We start from the raw sequence: 15,494 nt of genomic DNA, 5'->3' as shown, positions 1-15,494 counted from the left end.
CGGGTTAACCGGAATCAGCAGAGCCCGTTGGGCGCATCGAACTTCGAGTTCGCGTCGCGTGGTTGGGCGCTGATTTGCGGATCTACCATCAAGGCCGGTATCACAGGGTGTGATACGCTGAGAGGCCGAATAGATGACTGCAGCCGCGGCGCTCGCCAAATTTCGCTAATTTACTCCTTGCAAAACCGGGGGCGTCCATAGATGCGCCCAGCACAGCGCCTGCGTCAACGGAACGGGATCACGATCCACCTTGAAAAGCGGGTTGTAGCCGCCATAGGCGTCCGCCTGCAGAATGCCGGTGATGCTCCTGCCGCCGGTCGCACGAGGCATAATAGAGCGCCGCCGGCGGCGATGTTCCGCCGAACGGCCGGTCATCCCTGATATAGGTCCAGATGCGACCAGTATCGGTCTTGCCGCGGGCGAGGATCGGCACGGTGGTGTCGTCGCCATGCAGACGCTCGGCGGCCAGCACATGCGCCTCGCGCGGCGTCACATGGAAGGGTGCCGGCGGCTGGCTGATCTTCTCGCATTCGCGGCAGGAGAACTCCTCGCGCACGGTCTGGATCACCTTCCACTGGCGCGGAATCACCTCCAGCGTCTCGGTGATGTCCTCGCCCGGCTTGGAAAGCTTGGCCGAACCGCAGCACGGGCAGTTTGGTGGAGCGGCGATGACGACGCGCTCGCGCGGCAGATGCTCGGGGAAAGGTTTGCGCGACGGACGCTTGCGCTCGAACGCCCTGACCGTGGATGAGCGTGCCGTCATCTCCGCCGCCAGTTCGTCTTCGCTGGCGTCGGCCTCCAGCTCCTCGAGCTGCAACTCCATCTGTTCGAGAAGCCTGGCCTTGCGCTCCGCGCGGCTGCCGTGGATGTCGCGCTTCAGCTTCTCGATCTCCAGCCGGAGCCGGGCAATCAGAGCATCCGAATGCGAGTTCACGGACTGGGCTCGAGCGGCAACGGCTTCCGCTTCACGGGGAGCCGCGCGCTCGGCGAGGATCATCGCATGCGCACTGGCGAGGTCGTCGGGAAGCTGATCGGCCGCATCGGTCATGGCGGGATGGACTCATATTCGCTCCCGCCGTGCCAGCGGTTTTGCTCATCCTGCCGACGTCGGACGCCAGGTTTTTTGCGGCATTCGCCAGTCGATGCCTTCAAGCAGATAGCCAAGCTGCGCCGGCGTGATCACCACCGTGCCGTCGGCCGGCGACGGCCAGATGAACCGGCCGCGCTCCAGCTTCTTCGTCAACAGGCAGGCACCCTGGCCATCGTGCCAGATCACCTTGATCAGGCCGCTACAGCGGGTTTCATAATGCATCCCTTTGTCAGATTCCGGGGAGTCGGATGACCTTATCGTATTGACAATCCTCGTAAAACTTCGGCCTCCGATCGATCACGCGCTGGACACCTATCCGCACGGTCTCGGAGGTGAGTGCTTCAACAGGCACCATCCAAGAGGAGCCCGGCAAGATTTGTGTTGCCGGCAATATACCCTTGAGCGCAAGGCTCTTCGCCGATCCGACACAGATGCCGAGCTGCTCGGCGGCCTTCATCAGGCTGATCATCTGGTCGGCGGCTTTGGTGGGATCATGTTCTGGTATTCCCAAGCGCTCGCGCATGTTGCGGACGCACACGGTCGTCCAGCCCTCGCCATCGCCGGTCTTGCAGTGCATTCGATTGAGCGTTACCGCCAGCTCACGACCTGGCCAATGTCCGCCAAGCTTTCGCAGCGCCTCGACGGCGGATGGGGCTATGTCGCTCGGATATCTGCCGGTCTTGACGCGTGCAACGCGCACCTCGGTGTGGCGACCGCCGGTCCAGTGGATCAGCAGCACGGCCTCGTTGGTCGCATCGTCGAGGTCACAAACGATCTCCTGAACCAGAATATGGATGAGCCGCTGCTTTGTACGCGTATCGGTCGACGGCGCGTTCCAAGCCGCCGGCAAATCATAGGCAAGCTGAAGGAGCCGACCGCGATCGATTGCTGGACGTGCGGCCGAAAGTGCAGATAGCTCATCGATTTTCCCTTCAAGCGCGCTTACGCGTTCGAGCGCATCATTCCACCGCTCCTCCAACTCGCGAGCGACATGCCGCTTGGCCGGATCCACAAGCTACCGCGCGCCTTCAAGTTCTCGCTCAACGGCGGTGATGATATCACTCCTGGACCGCTCGACCTGATCCGAGGCGAAGATCGCCGCCTCGACAGCGCGGTCCGAGACCGCTTCCAGAATCTGGGCGGCGATTGCGCGATCGATTCTGACGCCGCCAATACCGATGCACAGGCCGACACCGACGTGCGCGTCGTCGCCGCGGCACTGATAGCGGTGGGCGTTGCCCTTCGCACTGCCGTAGAAGACACGCATCATTCTGCCGCAGCGTCCGCAGCGCGCCGATTTGCGCGCGCAGTTCTTCTTCATGTGCGCGTTCTCAAGCAGAAGCTTTTGATTCTCTTCATATTCCTGCCAACTGATATAGCCGCGATGATTGTCGCGCAGCAGCACGTTCCATTCATCCCTGGGCTTGCGCAGCCCGTTGGCCTTGCGAGCGCGGCCACCGACAATCAGCGTCCGCTGTGCGCGTCTGCCAAAGGCGTAGGCTCCGGCATAGAGCGGGTTGTGGAGGATCTGCATGACGCTATGATAGGCGGGCGCCTTCCAGATCAGCTTGCAGATCTCGACGTTGCGCAAGACGACAGGCATCTTGATACCGGCCGACCGTAGCCACAGGAAGACCTGTCGGGCGCTCCCCAGCTCGCGGAATTTGGCGAAGACAAGCCGGATCGTCTCAGCCACATGCTCGTCCGGATCGATCTCGATCTTGCCCGCCTCGCTCCAGCAGAAGCCCGGAGGCAGCATAAAACGGAACTCCCCGCGCCCGGCCTTGGAGTCGCGGGCGGCAATGCCGCGCTGCCGAGGAGCGCGTATATCAGCGTGAACAGCCGGCGGGCGGTGTCGTTGTCGATGTTCACTTTCGCCGACAACCGGCTTTTCAGCAGTTCGGCAGCCTCGTTGTGGATGCCGCGCCGGCCCATGTCGATTGCTTCCAGCCGCTCAGGACCAGGGTGGCGGACGGCGTCATAGTAACTCTCGCAGATGCGGGTGTAGTCCTGTAGCAGCCGGCGGAAGGGGGTGAGCGACAGGTAGTGACTGACGACGTGCTCGCCCGCATCGTCGGCAATATGCAGCACCATGCGCCCATCTACGGCTTCGATCTTGAGGCGATAAGGCCCGCCGTCGTGACCGACCGGCATGAATGTGTTGCAATCTAGCAGGTCGATGATCGCGAGCGCCTGCTCTCGCTCAATGGTCGCGTCCCGGCCACCGAACGACCGATCGAGCGATACGTCGTAGAGACGGTACTCGGCCGAGGTCATGACCCTGCCCTCCCCTCACAGGGCTTCCACGCACATGGCGACACCCATGCCGCCGCCGATGCAGAGCGTCGCCAGTCCCTTCCTGGCGCCGCGGCGCTTCATTTCGAAGAGCAGTGTGTTGAGCACGCGGGCGCCGGAAGCACCGATCGGATGGCCGATGGCGATCGCGCCACCGTTGACGTTGACGATCGACGGATCCCAGCCGAGGTCCTTGTTGACCGCGCAGGCCTGGGCGGCGAAGGCCTCGTTGGCTTCGACCAGGTCGACATCGCCGATCGCCCAGCCGGCTTTCGCCAGCGCCTTGCGCGAAGCCGAGATCGGGCCGGTGCCCATGACCTGCGGATCGACGCCGGCCGTTGCCCAGGAAACGATGCGGGCAAGCGGCTGGATGCCACGCCTGGAGGCCTGCGCCTCCGTCATCAGCAGGGTGGCGGCGGCGCCATCATTGAGGCCGGAGGCGTTGCCGGCGGTGACCGTACCCTCCTTGTCAAAAGCCGGGCGCAGCTTGGTCATCTGGTCGAGCGTTGCGCCATGGCGGATATATTCGTCCTGGTCGACGGTGACGTCGCCCTTGCGGGTCTTGACGACGAAGGGAATGATTTCCTCGGCGAAACGCCCAGCTTTCTGTGCAGCCTCGGCCTTGTTCTGCGAGGCGAGCGCGAAGGCGTCCTGCTCTTCGCGGCTGAGCTGCCACTGGCGGGCGACGTTCTCGGCGGTGATGCCCATATGGTAGCCGTGGAAGGCGTCGGTCAGGCCATCCTTGATCATCGTGTCAATCATCTTGTAGTCGCCCATCTTCACCCCGCCGCGAAGATGCGCGCAATGCGGCGCCATCGACATCGACTCCATGCCGCCGGCAACGATGATGTCCGCATCGCCGGTGGCGATCTGCTGCATGCCGAGGGCGACCGCCCGGAGGCCGGAGCCGCAGAGCTGGTTCATGCCCCAGGCGGTTCTTTCCTGTGGGATCCCGGCCTTCATTGCCGCCTGGCGGGCCGGGTTCTGGCCTTCGCCGGCCTGCAGGACCTGGCCGAGGATCACCTCGTCCACCTCGCCGGCTTCGACGCCGACGCGCTCGAGCACGCCCTTGATGACGGCGGCGCCCAACTCGTGCGCGGGCGTGTTGCCGAACGCGCCGTTGAAGGTTCCGACCGCGGTACGTGCGGCGCTGGCGATGACGATCGATGGGGTGCTCATAGTGATCTCCTCTCTTGTTCCTGCGAAGCCGACAGCGTGCCGGGTCCAGCGTCTCGGCAATAAGCCGAAGCCCTAGTTGACGATGGTCGCCTCGGTGGCGCTGCGGATCTCGCCGTCGCTGACACCTTCGGCCAGCTCGACCAGCTTCAGCCCGCCCTCGACGACGTCGAGGACACCGAGATTGGTGATGATCCGATCGACGACGCTCTTACCCGTGAGCGGCAGGGTGCAGGCCTTCAGCACCTTGGACTCGCCTGCCTTGTTGGTGTGGTCCATGACGACCACCACCCGCTTGACGCCGGCAACGAGATCCATCGCGCCACCCATGCCCTTGACGAGCTTGCCGGGGATCATCCAGTTGGCGAGATCGCCGTTTTCGGCAACTTCCATGGCACCGAGGATCGCCATGGCGATCTTGCCGCCGCGGATCATCGCAAAGCTCTGTGCCGAGTCGAAGAAGGCCGAATGCGGCAGCGCCGTCACCGTCTGCTTGCCGGCATTGATCAGATCGGCGTCAATCTGGTCTTCGGTCGGAAACGGGCCGATGCCAAGCAGGCCGTTCTCCGATTGCAGCGTCACATGCACGTCGTCCGGAATATAATTGGCGACCAGCGTCGGTATGCCGATGCCGAGATTGACGTAGGTGCCGTCTTCGAGTTCGCGGGCAGCGCGCGCCGCCATCTGGTTTCTGTCCCAGGCCATGTGTCTCCCCCTGCCCTCAAGCCGCTGCGCGCACGGTGCGCTGCTCGATGCGTTTCTCGTGCTGACCCTGGATCAGACGATGCACGTAGATCCCCGGCACATGTATCTGGTCAGGATCGAGGCTGCCGATCGGCACGATCTCCTCGACCTCGGCGACGCAGATCTTGCCGCAGGTGGCCGCCGGCGGATTGAAGTTGCGGGCCGTCTTACGGAAGACGAGGTTGCCGGATGTATCCGCCTTCCAGGCCTTGACGATCGAAAGATCGGCGACGATCCCGGTTTCGAGCACATAGATCTCGCCGTTAAAGATCTTCTGCTCCTTGCCCTCGGCAACGACGGTGCCGGCCCCGGTCTTCGTGTAGAAGCCGGCAATGCCGGCGCCGCCTGCACGCATGCGCTCGGCAAGCGTCCCCTGTGGGTTGAACTCCAGTTCGAGCTCGCCGCTAAGGTACTGCCTCATGAACTCGGCGTTCTCGCCGACATAAGACGAGATCATCTTCCTGATCTGCTTCGTCTTCAGCAGCACGCCAAGCCCGAAGTCGTCGACGCCGCAATTGTTCGATGCGATCGTCAGGTCTTTGGCGCCCGCCTCGCGGATGGCGTCGATCAACAGTTCCGGTATGCCGCAAAGGCCAAAACCGCCCGCGGCAATGAACATCCCGTCAGACAGCAAGCCTTCAAGCACCGAGCGGGGATTGGAAAAAATCTTGTTCACGTCACTACTCCTCCGTCTGGAGCTGTACGAGCCAACCGCCATCGCCGCAGAGGGCCAATTTAACCAGCTGCTCAGGCGACGATGTGTACGATGGTTCCCGCCTCAAAATGCTATCAAACTGCTGTCTCCATTACTCGTCTCGTTTTCGAGCCGAAATGTGAATTCGGCGCACATATCTTCGAAAGGACACATGGACTGACGATCGGCGACTTGATGAAAATACGCTGAGGTGCATCGGAGCTTTTTTTCGTGCTTTCGATGTCGAGTGGACGCGCTGCGAACGGATGAATGAGATGAATGTGCGCCTATTTCCTATTCAGACGCGACCAGACCGAGCAACCAACCCCACGGCGACACAAGGCCGCTTCTGACCAAATTCGGTCCGCGATCAATTGTCTGCACGATTGCGAAAAATCGAAAAATGCGCCGACAGCGATCTGCACCGGGTGGCAAAGTTGCAGGGAAGTTGCCTTAGATGCTGCGATTTGTAGATACTGCCTCCACGGGGGACGAACTGGCGGCCTTGATCGCAGGGCGGCTAACGCCGTGCAAGTGAGCTCGCAAGAACCGTGTACCCCATTCCACGAACTGGACAAGCAGCACGTAGACGAGCCCGGCGGCAATGAGTGGGGTGATGTTGTCGGAAAACGCAGTTCCGAAACGCTGCGCTTCGCCAAGGAGGTCCCGAACCGTGATGACGCTCGCGATTGCCGACGCCTTAATCGTGAAAATCGTCTCATTTGCGATTCCTCCTAGGCAATTTCGCAGAGAAAGGGGCAGGATTATGCGCCTAACAACCCTTGGACCCGACAATCCGAGCGCGTACCCCGCTTCGATTTCGCCAGGCTTGATCGCAAGAATGCCGCCGCGAACCACCTCCGCCAAGTAGGCGGCATTATTCAAGCTAAAGGCAAGCAGACACGTGACGAACGGCGAACTGAAGACATAAGTCCACAGCGGACCATTACGCAATATCGAAAGCTGCGGCACACCGTAGTACAGAAAATAAAGGAGGATCAGCAACGGCACTCCCCTGAACAGGAAGATGTAGAGGAACGCGAGCGCGCGAGCCATCGGTCCACCGAACTGCCGAAGCAGGGCCAGCCCGATTCCACCAACGAGCCCGATTGTCACCGATAGAACGGTTATGAGAATGGTAACTTGTAGCCCGCGGAGAATCGCCAGCCAAAGGTCAGTCGACAATAGGAGTTCAGTCATCATGATCTTACAAGGCTCCGGCCGAACCGTGAACGCTGCTCGAGATAAGATTGCAACAATCCAGCGATCGCAGTAATAACGAGGAAGCACACGGCAGCGATCGCATAAGGCGCAAACGGCTCCCTCGTTGTCCCAGCGACGATCTTGGCGCGCCTGGTAACCTCTTCGAGGCCGATTGCGGAAGCAAGCGCTGAGACTTTCAGGACAACGAGAAACAGATTTCCGAGCGCTGGTGTCGCATTCATGAACATCAGCGGAAGGGTCACGCGTCTTACGACTTGCCCCGGTTCGAGACCCAACGCTTCAGCCGCCTCGATCAATCCTTGGGGAATCGCCCTACGTGCATCCCCGAAGATTTCGGCGCAATAGGCTCCGAATTGAATACCGAGTGCAAACGCAACGGCAGCAAATGGTGACACATCCGGATAGGGGGTGCCAAAGCGTGCTGCCATGACACGCAACGCAACATCAGATCCGTAGTAGACGATGAAGATACAAAGAAGCTCCGGCAAGGCGCGAAAAAGCGTGATATATCCCCGTGCAAGAACTACGAGCACGCCTTTCTCACTGGTGTTGCTCAAAGCAACTACCGCGCCGATAAGCATAGCGCCCACAAAGATCGCGAGCGTTGTGCCAATTGTCACCGTCAGTCCTTCGATGATAAAGCCCAGATAGGGAAGAGTTGCGGTCATGGCAGATCTCCGAAGACCCGGTCAATTCGCCGGCATTTCAACCCCAAACCACTTCTTCGTGAGTTGAGCGTGGGTGCCGTTGGCGATTAGGGTTGCAAGCCCATCGTCGAACGACTTTGCGAGAGATTTATCGTCAAGACGTATGATAAGTCCCTTGCCGAGGCCGGCATATTTCGCGTCGAAAATTGGCTCTCCGGCAATCTTATACGCGTCGGACTTGACTTGAATATAGGCAGGCTGCAGCTGCGCCAACTCACCCAACACGGCATCCAAGCGCCCCGAGTCCAGGTCCAAGACTGCCGCGTCCATACTATCGTATGTATTCACTTGAACAACAGATGCCATGTTCTCGTTCAGATACTTTTCAAGAACGCTGCCGGCGACCGTGCCGACCGTCTTGCCGGTTAAGGTATTCGTGGTGCCGTCAACGGTCGAGGCTGTCAAAGCCATATAAACAAGCGGACTTTTGAGATACGGCCCCGGCATCGCATACTTTTTCTTTCGCTCTTCGGTGATAGCCATGCCGGCGGCAATCACGTCAATCTTGCCGGCTTCGAGTGCAGCAAAGATGCCATCGAACGGCACATTACGAAGGTCGCACTGCAGTTTTTCACTGGCGCAGATCGACTTGACGAGATCGACGTCAAAACCCTTCAGCTCCCCGTCGGTGCCGACGGATGCAAATGGTGGGTAAGACCCATCAAAACCTACGACGACTTTCTCCTGGGCCAAGGCGGGAAGTGCAGATGCCAAGGTTAGCGCAGCAGTGGCTAGAAGTACCGAGCGACGTGGAGTACTCATTGTTTTGTTCCCTCTTTCGTTGGTAGTTATTGCACCTGTTTGCGTTGGCGCATCACGCTCCCCTGTCATTCACAGCGGGACATCGTCGCGACGGAACCGACTGAGGAAGCTTTGAAGTTCCTCTGACCTCGTGCCGCGTAGAACTTCGTCCGGTGAGCCCTCCTCCCGGATTGCACCCTTACTCATGAAGATGACTTTGTTCGCGACATCCCGCGCGAACGCGATCTCATGAGTGACGACCAGCATGGTGCGGCCCTCTTGAGCCAGCGACTGCATAACGCTCAAAACCTCGCCCACAAGCTCAGGATCGAGCGCTGACGTCGGTTCATCGAACAACAGCACTTCCGGTTCTGTTGCGAGCATTCTCGCAATTGCGACCCGCTGCTGCTGGCCGCCGGAAAGTTGACCCGGATATGCATGGGCCCGCTCGGCAAGCCCAACCCGCGCCAAGAGCGCCATTGCACGCTCCTCCGCGTCGGCACGCGAGGCGTGCAACACTTGCAGCGGCCCCTCCATGACATTTCCGAGGGCGCTGCGATGGGGCCACAAATTGAACGATTGAAACACCATACCAACGCGCCGCCGAAGGGCAATCAGTCGGGCGCGCGCCGCGCGATTGGGCTTTAAGAATTCCTGCGCCTCAAAGCGTTCGCCACCCAGAACCACGGCTCCAGAGGACGGCTTCTCCAGAAAATTCAGACACCGCAGCAGGGTGCTTTTACCCGAACCCGAAGGGCCGATCAGTGTGACAATATCGCCCTTCGCGGCGTCGATGCTAACACCTCTCAGCACCTCCACAGGACCAAACGACTTGTGTAGATTGCGAACTTCGAGTAATTGCTCTCGCGGCAATGTCGAGCTTGGGTCCACATCATTCCCCTTATTTATTCAGCTGCGGCAAACTTTGCCCATTTGCTCATAGCAGCAGGCGATTTCCTCACTGGCTATCGCTCTATTCTCTAGACTGCATGCTCGCCGACGACGGCCGCCAATTCAATTGATCTTTTATGCACAACATGTGAATCGAGCTCACAATTCCGCTCGGCGATTGGAGTCGGAGAAGCTTACATCCATTAAATGAATCACATAATGGGCACCGAAGTGAGAGGAAGGCAGCCCGTCCGTCAGCGGCAGAAGCGGTTCTGGAGAGTGGCTTGGGAACAGCGGGCGGCTTACAAGCCGCTGCTATGATGCCAATGGAAACTGGCTAGGGGCGAACCGCAAGCGTCCTCAACTGACCTCTTATATCGTTGAAACGAGGGCTTCGCAGACAGGTCCCTGCGATACACCGTCAATCAGAATTTCGGCCGTTATGAGTCTTCGTCGCGGATCAACCTGAGACGGTGCAGTGGCACCAAGTAATATCTCGCCTTGCTGCCCTGGCTGAAGCGTAATGCTTTCGACCTCGCCATCTGAGGCCCAACCAAGTGCCGGCCGGAGGCGAGCGCCGTACACAGCCGTGCGCTCCAAGTTGTTGCGGATCTTAACCGTGTATGTAAGCTTGGCGTTTGGCCGGGCTTGCGAAAGATATGGCAGCATTCGTGCCCAGAATATATCGATGAAATGATTGGCGGGTTCATCGACTATATCGCGAAGGGCTGCTTCCTTACGTTCGATATAGTCCGTGTACTCGGAAATCCTCGACTGATCCATGGCGATCAACTTTCCATGCCCCGGGCACACAAGGTCAGGTTTTACCGCCCGCATTACATTCGCGCACCGGCGATGCATGTCCAACTGAAAGCTGTTGCGCATGACCGTCGTCTGGATGGCAATCTCGCGCTCAATCCCTCCGGCCCCCGGATTGAAAAGGAACAGATTGTCTCCGCCGAAAACGATCCGCTTGCCGTCGATGTTGCCTAGAATTATTGCGTGGTATTCGGTCTGTCCTGGAGCGTAATGAACTTCAAAATCGAATCCCCTCCATTGAAATACCTCACCATCGCGCAGAATTCGTTGCACTTCGATCGGCTTATGGAAGCAGCAGGGGGTGCTCGCCCATGCGGCGGGGGCGGCAATGACATCGGCAATACAGTCGAGAGCCCAGCACTGCGTACCGAAATGTCGCTGGAGGAACGGTATTCCACAGATGTGGTCGTCATGAATGTGGGTTGGCACAACGAGTTCAATATGCCTCACTCCATAATCGTCGCGCAGTTGGTCAATATGATGCTCGACGAATCGCAGGGCCTGCACCCCATCGGAATCGGCCCCGGCATGGAGATGCCCCTCCGAGGCCAAACCGTAATCAATCAACATTGCGTGGCCGCTGCCACTCAGCACAATGTAAAAATTGGAACATGTATAAGGTCCTGCCCACAGCAGATGTTTGTTAATTTGCTGTAGCCTACTCTCACGAATGACCTGGCTTTCATTGAAATTATTATTGTCACGGCCCGATGTACAAAGCCTGCCGACGATGGAAAGCGCTTCGAGCCTCGATTCTAATTTTTCAATATCTCCCTTGACCTCGGTGATCGCTGCCCCGTGAGATGGGTAGGCGCTCTCGACCTTTTCCTTTTTTAGGGCAAGGATCGACTGCATTGTAAATTCGACGCCAAGAAGATCACCATAGCCATACTCCATCGCGTGCAGTTGGTAGAGTTTTCCCCCGCATGTCATCAGATCGCCTATGAACGCAACTTTCTTACCGTCGACATCGACGATCAGGCTCACCATGCCGTATGTATGACCTTTCGCTGGGAGTACTCGGAACTTGTACTCCTTCCAGAAAAAAGTGCCGTAGTCTTCGAGAACAGCATCGACCGGAAGATTTTCTCCTAGCGAAAAAAACGTATTGCTGTCGTTGTAGTTGTCGTAGATGCGCCGAGCCTGCCAATAAGCCTCGACATTGTCGAACAGATGGCGTTCGTATTCCGGCACTGCAATTTTGGCTCCGGCGCTTTGAACAATAGGCGTTCCCCAGCACTGATCCCTATGATGATGCGTATGTAGAACCCAGTCGACCCGTTCGATGCTGATAGCGTGAAGATGCTGCAAGACAGCGCCAGAGCCTGTATCGATCAGCAGGCACTCCAGGCCACTTTTCAGAATGTACACATTACAAGTATCTCGAAATGTCCAAAGGTGTTCGGAGAGTTGGATGAGAGACATTTGACCTCCTTTTAAGGTGCTGAGATGCTTGCGCGCGGCAGTGCCGAAAGGCGGTGGATCATTGAGGTGAAACCAACTAGCTCAAAACAGGAGAAGATCTGTCCGCCGGCCATCGCTCTTCCCGGTGCCCACATGCTCGGTGACGAGAGCAAGTCGTTCAATTGATCTTTTGAGGCGAACACGTGAATTGCATTTACAGTACGCCTCTTTCCCATAACGGCCGAAGGGGCGTCTGCGGCAGAAGCCGCCATTTGAACCGGGCGCGCAACGGAGAAGAGGCGAGCAATGGGGAGGCAGCCTGCGTTCCTGCGTCAAGAATAGCATTGGCCTTGCAGCTGTTTCGTGAATTCTGCTCACAGGAAAGCGCGCGGATTCACTTGTTATTTCTTGTTCGGCCCAGTTTTCTGAAGGGCCTCGGAATACCGATGATTTTTATCTCAAGGACACGAAAGGTCTGCCGATGAACATCTCCGTACCACTTCAGGGCAAGGTCGCTTTGGTAACCGGATCAACAAGCGGCATCGGATTGGCAATTGCTCGGATGCTGGCTGCCAATGGGGCCGATGTGGCATTGAACGGCTTCGCGTCTTCAGAAGAGATTGCAGCGATCAATAACGACATCTGCAAGGAGACTGGGCGCCAAGCGAAGCATTTCGGTCACGACCTGTCAAACCTCAAGCAAGCAAGCGATCTGGTTGGGGCTGTCACCGCCGAGCTCGGCAGAGTAGACATCCTGGTCAACAATGCCGGTGCCCAGCACTTGGCAGATATTGAGGAGTTCCCGGACGAGCAATGGCAGCGCCTTCTCGCGATCAATCTGACTGCAGCTTTCTGCACGACAAGAGCGGTCTGGCCCCAGATGAAAGAGCGTGGCTGGGGGCGAATCGTCAACACAGCTTCGACCCTCTCGTTCACCGCGGAAGCGCGCAAATCCGGCTATGTGGCGACCAAGCATGGCATACTTGGCTTGACGAGAGAGATTGCTCTCGAGGGGGCTCAGCTTGGTATCACGTGCAATGCCGTTTGCCCGGCGTGGGTGTTAACGCCGTTGGTCGCGAAGCAGGTCGAGGCGAAGGCTGCGGAGCTTCAATATTCTTTTGCCGAAGCTGCCCGGAACTATTTTCTGACGGATATGCCCACCCGCCGTTTCGTGGAAACGGACGAAATCGCGGCCGGCGTTCTGTTCCTCTGCAGCGACGCTGCCAAGTCGATTACCGGCATTGCCCTTCCGATCGACGGCGGGAGCTTAGTGGTCTGAAAGCGGTCGCACCCGGTGCGATCGCCCTGCAACGCGGTGCCGCAACCACGATAGGGTTGCGTCGGACTTGCGGCGCATAGCAAATCCGCTCTGCTATTCAACGGGCGTTGCGGCCTTTGCCCGGCCGCAACGCCCTCCGTTCATTATGGGTTTTATCCGCGAGGCTGCAGGTTGAGCAACGTCCGCGTCTCCAAGGCAGAGCGAATTCTTGCCCCCATCGCCTCGGCGATCTGGCGAGCCTTGGCAACCAGCTGCGCATTTGTTGCGAGGACGCCGCGTTCCAGGTAAAGGTTATCTTCAAGGCCGACTCTGATGTTCCCGCCCATGAGCACCGCTTGAGCGGCCATCGGCAGCTGCATGGCGCCCAGGCCAAACCCCGCCCAGGTGGCATTGGACGGCAAGGCGTTTCGCATTGCCATCATCGCGTCCGGCGTAGCGGGGGCGCCATACTTGATTCCGAGACAAAGCTGGAAGAGTGGCGGCCGTGAAATACGCTCTTCCTTGATCAGCTGCTTTGCCAGCTCAATGTGGCCAAGCTCGAAAACTTCGATCTCAGGAAGAACAGAGGCTTCCTTGTAGCTATCCGCCATTTCCCGCAACCACGTAGGTGTTGTTGCATAGAGCGAGTCGTCGAAGTTCAAAGACCCGGTGTCGAGACTGGCGATTTCCGGCTTCAGCTCCAGGATGTGTTCCATACGCTGGGTCGGACCGACGAAGTCCGTTCCGACGGCCAGAGGAATTGGGGAGCTTGCCGAGCCGAACAGGATCTCACCTCCCATCCCGCCAGTAAGGTTGATGATCACGTCCTTGTTGCGCTCACGGATTATCGTGACGAGTTCTCGATAGAGTCCGATATCCCGGCTACCAAGTCGGGTTTCTGGATCGCGGACATGAAGATGAACAATGGCCGCGCCCGCTTCATGCGCCTCGAGCGCGCTATCTGCGATTTCCAAGGGCGTGACCGGTACATGTGGGCTTTTAGCTGCGAAGTCGCCTCCGCCTGTTACGGCGCAAGTAATGAAGGGTTCGCGATTCATGTTTATCTCCGATGATTGATGTAGCTTTCCGCCCGGCGGCATCAGCGCCGATAGGATCAGCGCTGGACCGTTGAATGAACGCTTGGTCGGGACGGCTGGTTAGAAGCCTCGTTTACTGTGAAGCGTATTCATAGCTAACGGAGACTTCGGGCCTCGAAACAAGTGAAAGTTGGCGAGGGAAACGTGAATGAGATTGACATTTCCGCTTAGTCAGAGGCGGGAGGGGCTGTCGGAGGAAGTCGCCATCGTTCGCGCACTAACATGAACGATCCTAGCCGATGTGGTCGGACAGGAAACTTGTGCGAGTTTGGGAAAACGGTCTTTTACTGTGCAAGACACCTCATCACCGGCGCAGCGTCAGCTCTGCAAGACAATACAGAGAAATGGTTGCACAGCTAGGTTTTTGGGACGCCGATCTTAATCGTGCCGGGAAGAGACTGCATCCATTGCGCAAAACAAAGGGCGCTACGTGGAACCGGCCGGTTCTTAGGTGTGAGAAGCAGGTATGATTTTTCCTCTTCGATGGCCACAGTCGACAAGGAGACAAGCGTCTTCGCCCTCAGCTGAGACAGGACAACGCTGCGAGGCAAGAGCGCCACCCCCTCCCCCGCCAGACATGCAGCTAACGTTAGATTGCCGTCCGGAAAGATTGTTCCTGTTTCGGAAAGCTGCGGATCGACATCGAAATCGATCGAAATCTTTCTAAGCCAGAGACCCCAGAACTTTCGATCATCATCATGCAATAGAGTCAGACGCGGCAAATCCGTGGGATCCTGATAGTTGTTGCGCTGCAGATACTCCGGCGAGGCGACTGCCACCGTCGTTCCGTCCAGAAGTGGGATGGCGACAAAAGCTGGAAAGTCACCTGGATTGCCATGCTGAATGCCGACATCCACGGAATCTGGGTCGAGGACCTTAGCTGCCCGTGCATATTGAATCGCTACCTGAACATCCGGAAATTTACCCCAAAAATCGTGCATCTGCGGCATCAACCAAGCAACAGCGAACATCGGTAGACACGACACCCGCACCATTGGAGAGGAGCTGCGCTGCCGCAAAAGTTCGGTTTCCGCGTTGATGCTTTCGAACGCCTCGCAAACCTTGAGCTTGTAACGTTCGCCCGCCTCGGTCAGCCGGATGCCCCGGCCGTTGCGTTCGACAAGCGGAATGCCAATCCACTCTTCCAGTTTTCTGATCTGATGGCTGACAGCGGAGTGGGACACGCAGAGTTCGTCGGCCGCTCGCGTAACGCTGAGCATTCGCGCGACGGCTTCAAAGGATCGAAGTGACTGCAATGGCGGGAGCTTCATGCTCAACTCGTCTATCATATTCACATATCCACCTGCAATAAGAACCGATCTTGGCAGACCTTTCGTTGTATACGTCGAAGGCA

12 protein-coding genes and 3 pseudogenes are annotated in these 15,494 nt (G+C 58.3%); 1 reads left to right on the top strand and 14 read right to left on the bottom strand.

Features of this window, described 5'->3' with window-relative positions; genetic code table 11:
• Positions 1-165: 165 nt before the first annotated feature.
• The 12 genes and pseudogenes from QA637_RS29710 to QA637_RS29655 form a co-directional block, all read right to left on the bottom strand.
• Positions 166-997: pseudogene (locus tag QA637_RS29710) on the bottom strand (IS66 family transposase).
• A gap of 96 nt (positions 998-1,093) precedes the next feature.
• Positions 1,094-1,312: an IS66 family insertion sequence element accessory protein TnpB gene (gene tnpB, locus QA637_RS29705; RefSeq protein WP_428843185.1), complete on the bottom strand. Its 219-nt coding sequence runs from the start codon at positions 1,310-1,312 to the stop codon at positions 1,094-1,096.
• A 7-nt stretch (positions 1,313-1,319) separates the two neighbouring features.
• Positions 1,320-2,906: pseudogene (locus QA637_RS29700) on the bottom strand (recombinase family protein); the annotation flags it as partial.
• Positions 2,906-3,367 (bottom strand): annotated as a pseudogene (locus QA637_RS29695) (UPF0262 family protein); the annotation flags it as partial. The pseudogenes QA637_RS29695 and QA637_RS29700, both read right to left, overlap by 1 nt.
• Positions 3,368-3,382: 15 nt before the next feature.
• Positions 3,383-4,564 carry an acetyl-CoA C-acetyltransferase gene (locus QA637_RS29690; protein ID WP_283067430.1) on the bottom strand — a complete coding sequence of 394 codons (1,182 nt, stop codon included), beginning with the start codon at positions 4,562-4,564 and terminating at the stop codon, positions 3,383-3,385.
• Between the two features lie 72 nt (positions 4,565-4,636).
• Positions 4,637-5,266, bottom strand: coding sequence for a 3-oxoacid CoA-transferase subunit B (locus QA637_RS29685; protein ID WP_283067429.1), 630 nt, complete (start codon positions 5,264-5,266; stop codon positions 4,637-4,639).
• A 16-nt stretch (positions 5,267-5,282) separates the two neighbouring features.
• Positions 5,283-5,924 carry a CoA transferase subunit A gene (locus QA637_RS29680; protein ID WP_428843196.1) on the bottom strand — a complete coding sequence of 214 codons (642 nt, stop codon included), beginning with the start codon at positions 5,922-5,924 and terminating at the stop codon, positions 5,283-5,285.
• 528 nt (positions 5,925-6,452) lie between these two features.
• Positions 6,453-7,202: an amino acid ABC transporter permease gene (locus QA637_RS29675; RefSeq protein WP_283067426.1), complete on the bottom strand. Its 750-nt coding sequence runs from the start codon at positions 7,200-7,202 to the stop codon at positions 6,453-6,455.
• Complete coding sequence (locus QA637_RS29670) at positions 7,199-7,891, bottom strand: amino acid ABC transporter permease (protein WP_283067425.1); 693 nt, start codon at positions 7,889-7,891, stop codon at positions 7,199-7,201. Before QA637_RS29670 ends, QA637_RS29675 begins: the two co-directional genes overlap by 4 nt.
• Positions 7,892-7,912: 21 nt before the next feature.
• Positions 7,913-8,692 (bottom strand): transporter substrate-binding domain-containing protein, encoded by a 780-nt coding sequence (locus QA637_RS29665; protein ID WP_283067423.1) that lies wholly within the window; start codon positions 8,690-8,692, stop codon positions 7,913-7,915.
• A 69-nt stretch (positions 8,693-8,761) separates the two neighbouring features.
• Positions 8,762-9,562 carry an amino acid ABC transporter ATP-binding protein gene (locus QA637_RS29660; protein ID WP_283067422.1) on the bottom strand — a complete coding sequence of 267 codons (801 nt, stop codon included), beginning with the start codon at positions 9,560-9,562 and terminating at the stop codon, positions 8,762-8,764.
• Positions 9,563-9,934: 372 nt separating this feature from the next.
• Positions 9,935-11,806: an MBL fold metallo-hydrolase gene (locus QA637_RS29655; RefSeq protein ID WP_283067420.1), complete on the bottom strand. Its 1,872-nt coding sequence runs from the start codon at positions 11,804-11,806 to the stop codon at positions 9,935-9,937.
• A 460-nt stretch (positions 11,807-12,266) separates the two neighbouring features.
• Between QA637_RS29655 and QA637_RS29650 the strand changes: the two genes are divergently transcribed.
• Positions 12,267-13,064, top strand: a complete 798-nt coding sequence (locus QA637_RS29650) for a 3-hydroxybutyrate dehydrogenase (RefSeq protein WP_283067419.1) — start codon at positions 12,267-12,269, stop codon at positions 13,062-13,064.
• Positions 13,065-13,216: 152 nt separating this feature from the next.
• Here QA637_RS29650 and QA637_RS29645 read toward each other — a convergent pair whose 3' ends face one another.
• Positions 13,217-14,101 carry a beta-keto acid cleavage family enzyme gene (locus QA637_RS29645; RefSeq protein WP_283067418.1) on the bottom strand — a complete coding sequence of 295 codons (885 nt, stop codon included), beginning with the start codon at positions 14,099-14,101 and terminating at the stop codon, positions 13,217-13,219.
• A 395-nt stretch (positions 14,102-14,496) separates the two neighbouring features.
• Complete coding sequence (locus QA637_RS29640) at positions 14,497-15,429, bottom strand: LysR substrate-binding domain-containing protein (RefSeq protein ID WP_283067416.1); 933 nt, start codon at positions 15,427-15,429, stop codon at positions 14,497-14,499.
• Positions 15,430-15,494: the final 65 nt, after the last annotated feature.

Source organism: Sinorhizobium terangae, from assembly GCF_029714365.1.
In the GTDB taxonomy this organism is placed as follows: domain Bacteria; phylum Pseudomonadota; class Alphaproteobacteria; order Rhizobiales; family Rhizobiaceae; genus Sinorhizobium; species Sinorhizobium terangae.
Note: the sequence above shows the minus strand (reverse complement) of the source record. Positions and strands in the feature narration are given on the sequence as shown.